We start from the raw sequence: 1,004 nt of genomic DNA, 5'->3' as shown, positions 1-1,004 counted from the left end.
GCAAACTTAACAAAGCAATAGGTTGTTCACCACCTTATTTTCCTTCCTTTGCGTCCTTTGCGAAATCTTCCTTTGCGCTCTTTGCGGTTAAATCTTTATACCTTTAAAAAACTTGAACATCAAGTTAGACGATAAAATCTACTATCTTCACATTGTGCGTTAAAAATTCTAACCAACCATATTTTTCTGCCTTTGGTCTTGAGATGATTAAATGGGGGACATATTTGGGCTCATAAGGTTGTTTTCTTAGTGTTAAGCCACATTCGTGTAAGAGTTTATTGCCTTTGATAGCATTACAGCTACGGCAGGCACAAACCTGATTCTCCCAACAGTTAATTGCCGGCGGCCGCTTCTGTGGAGGAACACTATCCCATCTTGAACGTGGAATAAGATGGTCAACTGTTAAAAAATCTATTGCATACCTTTTTCCACAATACATACATTTCATATCATCCCGATAAATAATATTTAACCTCGAATAAACTACCTTTTTACGCGGAATTTTATAGTAATTAATTAGAGTTATCACCCGGGGTAGTGGGAATGATAGATATTGTGACCTGATTTTCTTATCTTCTTCGACTCTAATCGCATTTGCCTTCTCCAATATCTGAAGCACAATTGCATCCTTTACCCGACAGATGTCTATGGGCGTCATTCCTGAATTTAAAATTAAAACTGGCGAATATAACATCTTCGTCTCCTTTGAAATGAAACTCTGATTACCGATGACTAATTACCTTGCATTTTGCCTGATATTTCATTATCTCTCTCTGCAAATCTAATCTCCCATCTAACCGGGTGCTTAAATCTTTTAGTTGGTTACTCAATTCTGTTACTATCCATGGCTGTCTGGTTTGTAAAAGAAATAAATCATTCATTAATGGTTCAAGACTATAATTTTTACCTTTGATAAAGGAGTTCTTCAATACTTTATGAATAATTGTAGAAAACCTTTGATAGTCACCAGCATAAACACATTTATAGAGTTTTTTCTTGATAAA

Annotated in this window: 2 protein-coding genes; both read right to left on the bottom strand. The window is 35.5% G+C overall.

Annotation, left to right across the window (positions count from 1 at the left end; all coding sequences use genetic code 11):
* Positions 1 to 124: 124 nt before the first annotated feature.
* Positions 125 to 694, bottom strand: a complete 570-nt coding sequence (locus AB1414_21555) for an HNH endonuclease (GenBank protein ID MEW6609998.1) — start codon at positions 692 to 694, stop codon at positions 125 to 127.
* 28 nt (positions 695 to 722) lie between these two features.
* A partial coding sequence (locus AB1414_21550; protein MEW6609997.1) for a hypothetical protein occupies positions 723 to 1,004 on the bottom strand: 282 nt, incomplete at its 5' end.

The sequence above is a fragment of the bacterium genome, assembly GCA_040755795.1.
Lineage (GTDB): Bacteria > UBA9089 > CG2-30-40-21 > CG2-30-40-21 > SBAY01 > JBFLXS01.
Note: the sequence above shows the minus strand (reverse complement) of the source record. Positions and strands in the feature narration are given on the sequence as shown.